This is a genomic window from Microbulbifer aestuariivivens, from assembly GCF_039545115.1.
Lineage (GTDB): Bacteria > Pseudomonadota > Gammaproteobacteria > Pseudomonadales > Cellvibrionaceae > Microbulbifer > Microbulbifer aestuariivivens.
On record NZ_BAABRT010000033.1, the window covers coordinates 1 to 6,319 of the forward strand.

Consider the following 6,319-nt stretch of genomic DNA (forward strand, 5'->3'; position numbering starts at 1 on the left):
CGCGCTTTACTGCCTCTCTACGAAACTCTTCCGTATATGCCTGAGCTTTCTTCTTACCCATGGTACACCTCCGTGTTAGGCCGAAACCTAACTATACAGAGTGTCTACTAAACGTGGGTAAGTCTTCAACATAACGCCGAGCGCACGGGCGAACAAACCGGCGGTTTGTGAGTCCAGCGTAGCGGCCGTGCCGTGTTTTGTTAGGTGTGCTATTACGGTTGAGCAATGTGTTTTTCACAGAATTCCCTTCCATTTATTTTATTACACCACCACTTAGTATTAGAAACCCAAACTTTTGTATAAATGCTGTTTGGTCCTAAGAGTTTAATTGTTGGAGCATAGATAGTATCGTGAATTTTTAGAGCAGGGTATGCAACCAACCTATGATAATAAGAACCAGCAGTATAATTAGCAAATAGCGGATAAAGCAGGAAATACCCTGATAGATATATGGTAAAAATAACTATAGGTATTACTTTAGCCCTTTTAGTGCTCATTTTTCCAAACACACCTAACGCCGCTAGCAGGGGCAGCCGAAGCGCAGCGTAGGCTGTCCAGCCCAGCCACCGGCTGGGCGAAACTGCCTAGCTTGGTTATGGCTGACGCTCTGCGAACCAACTACTAGCACTTTGCCAGCCACGGATTGGCTGGCCACCCCCCCAATATTACGAGGGAAGAATACCGAACCTCCCCCACCCAATTATTAACTTATTGGCACTCCACGATACTGCAGTGGACTAGCCAGTTCTACCGAACCAGAGAGAACGCTCTAGGAGCGAAACTGCTTGATCCCGGAACGGCCACGTAGCTCGATGCTGGACGCTAAACCAGTGCGAAAAATTTCCTGTAGGCACCGACGATATTTTTTATCGACCGGCAACATAACGCCGCATTCACCCGGCAGGCAAAGCGGAGCTTTGACTGTCGGAGTGTAGCCCCTTGGGGCGAAACGTGTGAAATGCCTTGTTATGCACTACTGGCTATTTCTATGTTTTTGAAGATCTGTTTTGAGTTCTTCTGCCATTGCTTGAACTTTGGGGAGGAACGATTGAACCATCTGCTGAGATAGGGCCATTGAATCGCCCATAACCGCGGGCATTTTTTCAACCATCGAGCGACCACTTTCTGACTGATAAAATGCCAACATATCGCGAATCTCCTTCTCGGTATAATGCTTAAGGTAGATTTCTATCATTGGGCCTTCCATTTTTTCCCAGCTCATATCCTCCTTCATGGTAGCAAACACCTTATTCATATAAGCATCAAATACAGGCTGATCTTCGGCCTTTATACCAAGCTGCTGCCCAATCCCCGCAAACGCCTGCCCCATTTGGCTGTACATTGTATCCACCATGGAGTCTACATTTGTGGCTTTAAGAAGCTCCTGCACACTCTCTCGCTTACTGTCTTGTGCATGACAAGCGATTGAGAGAAACAACCCGAATCCTACTACTGCTAATTTTTTCATCTATGTCTCCTTAGTATTTCATTTTGCATAACGCCGCTAGCAGGGGCAGCCGAAGCGCAGCGTAGGCTGTCCAGCCCAGCCACCGGCTGGGCGATCCTGCCTAGCTTGGTTATGGCTGCCGCGCTCAGAGCCAACTACCAGCACTTTGCCAGCCACAGATTGGCTGGCCAGACCAAATATTACGAGGGAAGTATACCGCACCGCCCCCACCCATTTATTAACTTATTGGCACTCCACGATACTGCAGTGGACTAGCTAGATCTATCGAACCAGAGAGAATGCTCTAGGAGGGAGACTGCTTCAGCCCGGAATTTCCAAGCTGCTCAATGCTGGCCGCTAAACCAGTGCGAAAAATTACCCGCAGGCACCGACGACAATTTTCACCGACCGGCAACATAACGCCGCTAGCAGGGGCAGCTGAAGCGCAGCGTAGGCTGTCCAGCCCAGCCACCGGCTGGGCGAACCTGCCTAGCTTGGTTATAGGTGCCGTACCGGACACCCGCTACCGGCACGCTGCCAGCCACGGCTTGGCTGGCCAGCGCCCGAAATTACGAGGGAAGAATACCGCACTTCCCCCACCAGATTATTAACTTAATGGCACTCCACGATACTGCAGCGGACTAGCCAGCCCTACCGAACCAGAGAGAACGCTCTAGGAACGAAACTGCCGAGACGCGGAACGACCGAGCTGCTCAATGCTGGACGCCAGCCCAGTGCGAAAAATTACCCGCAGGCACCAGCGATAATTTTTACCGACCGGCAACATAACGCCGCTAGCAGGGGCAGCCGAAGCGCAGCGTAGGCTGTCCAGCCCAGCCACCGGCTGGGCGAGCCTGCCTAGCTTGGTTATGGCTGACGCACTCCAGCCCAACTACTGGCACTTTGCCAGCCACGGATTGGCTGACCACTGACCGATGTTACGAGGGAAGAATACCGCACCTCCCCCACCAGATTATTCACTTATTGGCACTCCACGATACTGCAGTGGACTAGCCAGACCTACCGAACCGGAGAGAACGCTCTAGGAACGGAACTGCTTGGATATGCGGCACAAAAACTACCAGATGCCGGACACTAACTAAAATAGTGCGAAAAACTACACACTGGTACCGGCAAGAATTTTTACCGCCCGGCAACATAACGCCGCTAGCAGGGGCAGCCGAAGCGCAGCGTAGGCTGTCCAGCCCAGCCACCGGCTGGGCGATCCTGCCTAGCTTGGTTATGGCTGCCGCTCGCCAGACCAACTACTAGCACTTTGCCAGCCACAGCTTGGCTGGCCACTACCCGATTAAAACGAGGGAAGAATACCGCACTTCCCCCGCCCATTTATTCACTTAGTGGCACTCCACGATACGGCAGCGGACTAGCCACATCTACCGAACCCGAACGGACACGCTAGGAACGGAACTGCTTGGATATGCGGCACCAAAACTACCAGATACCGGACACTAACTAAAACAGTGCGAAAAGCTACACACTGGTACCGGCAAGATTTTTTACCGACCGGCAACATAACGCCCGCAACAGGGGCGACCAATGCTATGCACTTTTTGTGCAAAATGGGAGCGTAGCGACCAGCACAAAAGGTGCATAGCGTTGGGCGTCCCACTGCTTGTGTTTGTTAGGGCTTAGAGGGCACGGTGCCTAACAAGAACTCAATGTCTTTTTTTGTTTTTAGCTGCACATCCGCTCTTTCCAGCATAAACTCGAGCTCACCGTATGGGTCATACTCATTGAAGTAATCAGCATATAATGGAGTAACTTTTGTACATACACCGATTTTCGAGTCCGCGAGAAAAATTATGTATAAATCTCCAATACGCCACCCACCGTGAAAGCCTTGATCCGTGGATTTAAGTTTCAACGTATCACCAATCTTACCCTTGAAGCTGTACAGAACCTCAAAGGTTAAATCATACGTTGGCACATACATAGGCCCGCTACTGGTTGCATGCTCCCAGCCTTTAAGATCATACGAACCTGCCGAAATATATCCAAGAAACACTTTGTTTGAGTACTCATAGTGAATCTTTGGATCAAATCCGTTCTCCGTTTCAGGACACTCCGTAGCAAAAGTGTTCCAACAGAGAAAAATTAGAAAAGTACCGAGAATTTTATTCATAGCCCTAACGCCGCTAGCAGGGGCAGCCGAAGCGCAGCGTAGGCTGTCCAGCCCAGCCATTGGCTGGGCGATCCTGCCTAGCTTGGTTATGGTTGCCGCGCTGCGAGCCAACTACTAGCACTTTGCCAGCCACGGATTGGCTGGCCACCGCCCGATATTACGAGGAAAGAACACGGCACATCCCCCACCTATTTATTAACTTATTGGCACTCCACGATACTGCAGCGGACTAGCCATATCTACCGACCCAGAGAGAACACTCTAGGAACGAAGCTGCTTGATCCCGGAACACCCTAGCAGTTCAATGCTGGACGCTTTACCTGCGTAAAAAATACACGCTGGCACCGGCAACAGCTTTTACCGCCCGGCAACATAACGCCGCTAGCAGGGGCAGCCGAAGCGCAGCGTAGGCTGTCCAGCCCAGCCACCGGCTGGGCGAACCTGCCTAGCTTGGTTATGGCTGACGAACTCCAGACAAGCTACTGGCACTTTGCCAGCCACGGATTGGCTGACCACTGACCGATGTTACGAGGGAAGAATACCGCACCTCCCCCACCAGATTATTCACTTATTGGCACTCCACGATACTGCAGTGGACTAGCCAGACCTACCGAACCGGAGAGAACGCTCTAGGAACGGAACTGCTCGGCCGTGGCACACCAATACAACAAAATACTGGAAGCCGAATTAGTGCTGAAAACCATACGCTGGCACTGCCCATGATCATTAGCGACCGGCAACATAACGCCCCAAGCAGCAGAAAAGTGGGCGCTTTAATGGCCTGTTTTTCAAGGCCATTGCCCACATTTTCTGCTGGCTTGGTTTGTTATGTGTGTTGGTTTTTACTACTACTTCCATATACAGCGATTGTTAATTTAGCTCTCTTCACCTTGCCACCAAGTGGACTCTAAAAAATCTGGAATTGAATCCAAGGACAACAAATTTGTTCTAAATTGACCTTCAATAGGTTCGATTGCTTCTTTGCTACCGAACCAGGGATAATCTCCGAATGTTATTATTCCCTCAATATCTTTATTATCAATATTACCTTTCGCAATAATTCCTTCCTCAGAGTGATCACACTCCTCCAGAATTAAATACTCATCGATTTTTACATCCAGCATTTTCACTTTCGCATAGGCCTCTTTCCAGCTATCGTACGCTCCCTCATCGCCAAAAATGAATTCGACCCTGTCTTTGCCTACTATAGTAATTTCAGTAAAGCACGGAAAAGGGTTGGAAAGGGCTTCATAAATACTTTGTGCGGACTCGGTCTTAAAAAAGCCTACATAATTAAAAATTACAGACATACAAAATTACTCCTTGAAAGTTTGGTCTGATTTTATGGGCAATTTGCTAGCTACTCGGTATTGCCGTGAACACATAACGCCGCTAGCAGGGGCAGCCGAAGCGCAGCGTAGGCTGTCCAGCCCAGCCACCGGCTGGGCGTACCTGCCTAGCTTGGTTATGGCTGACGCGCAGCGAACCAACTACTAGCACTTTGCCAGCCACGGATTGGCTGGCCACGCCCCAATATTACGAGGGAAGAATACAGTACCGCCCCCACCAAATTATTAACTTAATGGCACCCAACGATACTGCAGTGAAGTGCCCATCTCTACTGAACCCTAGAGAAGGCTCTAGGAGCGAAACTGCCGAGTTCCGCAGCGAACGAGCTGCTCAATGCTGGACTCTTAACCAGTGGGAAAAATTACATGCTGGCACTGACCAAGCTTATGACCGACCGGCAACATAACGCCGCTAGCAGGGGCAGCCGGAGCGCAGCGTAGGCTGTCCAGCCCAGCCACCGGCTGGGCGAACCTGCCTAGCTTGGTTATGGCTGCCGCGCTGTGAACTAACTACTAGCACTTTGCCAGCCACGGATTGGCTGGCCACTACCCAATGTTACGAGGGAAGATTGCCGTACCTCCCCCACCAAATTATTAACTTATTTGCACTCCACGATACTGCAATGGACCAGCCAGCCCTACCGAACCAGAGAGAATGCTCTAGGAACGAAACTGCTTGGACACGAAACGACCGAGCCGCTCAGTGTTGGACGCTAAAACAGTGCAAAATATTACAAGCATGCACCAACAACAATTTTTACTGCCCCGCAACATAACCGCCGCCAACAGCGGCCGAGCGTAGCGAGGTCCAGCCCCGAAGGGGCGATGCTGCTTGGCCTTGTTAGCTGTGACACTCTAGTAACCTCGTAAATTGTTTAATAAGACCAGATAAAATCGTTTGATCAGTTTCAAAGCCAAACTCAAATGACTGGGAAAGCATAGAATGCTCGATGAATTCTCCAGAAACTACAACCTTACCCATCTGGTTGCAGCCTATCGAGATTATCTGATCTTCATATTCAGCTTTGAGCTCGGCTATGCCACTAAAAAAGTTATTCATCTCATTGAGCTTTTGTAGAAATTCTTGTGCATAGAATTTGCCAAAGAAAAACTGACGTTCACATTGAAGCCAACCAGATTTTACGCATGCCAAACACTCGTAAGTATCTGCACCACAATCTCTAATATTGCGGAGAATTAACTGCTTGTTCTCATCATTGGTCTGAATTTCGATGTTCATACTCATTTACAGCTAACGCCGCTAGCAGGGGCAGCCGGAGCGCAGCGTAGGCTGTCCAGCCCAGCCACCGGCTGGGCGAGCCTGCCTAGCCTGGTTATGGCTGCCGCGCTCCCGCCAACTACTAGCACTTTGCCAGCCAC

The 6,319-nt window shown here is 50.2% G+C and carries 4 protein-coding genes; all 4 read right to left on the reverse strand.

The window, feature by feature from the left end:
* Positions 1-973: 973 nt before the first annotated feature.
* The 4 genes from ABEA58_RS13945 to ABEA58_RS13960 all read right to left on the reverse strand — a co-directional run bounded on the left by ABEA58_RS13945 (position 974) and on the right by ABEA58_RS13960 (position 6,179).
* The gene (locus ABEA58_RS13945) at positions 974-1,468 is read right to left on the reverse strand and encodes a DUF2059 domain-containing protein (protein WP_345552467.1); all 495 of its coding nucleotides are present in this window, start codon (positions 1,466-1,468) and stop codon (positions 974-976) included.
* 1,621 nt (positions 1,469-3,089) lie between these two features.
* Positions 3,090-3,650 (reverse strand): hypothetical protein, encoded by a 561-nt coding sequence (locus tag ABEA58_RS13950; RefSeq protein ID WP_345552469.1) that lies wholly within the window; start codon positions 3,648-3,650, stop codon positions 3,090-3,092.
* An 815-nt stretch (positions 3,651-4,465) separates the two neighbouring features.
* On the reverse strand, positions 4,466-4,900 hold the full coding sequence (locus tag ABEA58_RS13955; RefSeq protein ID WP_345552471.1) for a hypothetical protein: 435 nt from the start codon (positions 4,898-4,900) through the stop codon (positions 4,466-4,468).
* An 880-nt stretch (positions 4,901-5,780) separates the two neighbouring features.
* Positions 5,781-6,179, reverse strand: coding sequence for a hypothetical protein (locus ABEA58_RS13960; RefSeq protein ID WP_345552473.1), 399 nt, complete (start codon positions 6,177-6,179; stop codon positions 5,781-5,783).
* Between the last annotated feature and the right edge of the window lie 140 nt (positions 6,180-6,319).

What these genes read in the sequence shown, in the direction of transcription:
- ABEA58_RS13945 (WP_345552467.1), bottom strand. Translation starts at nt 1,468, where the DNA reads ATGAAAAAATTAGCAGTAGTAGGATTCGGGTTGTTTCTCTCAATCGCT.
- ABEA58_RS13950 (WP_345552469.1), bottom strand. Translation starts at nt 3,650, where the DNA reads ATGGCTGGGCTGGACAGCCTACGCTGCGCTTCGGCTGCCCCTGCTAGC.
- ABEA58_RS13955 (WP_345552471.1), bottom strand. Translation starts at nt 4,900, where the DNA reads ATGTCTGTAATTTTTAATTATGTAGGCTTTTTTAAGACCGAGTCCGCA.
- ABEA58_RS13960 (WP_345552473.1), bottom strand. Translation starts at nt 6,179, where the DNA reads ATGAACATCGAAATTCAGACCAATGATGAGAACAAGCAGTTAATTCTC.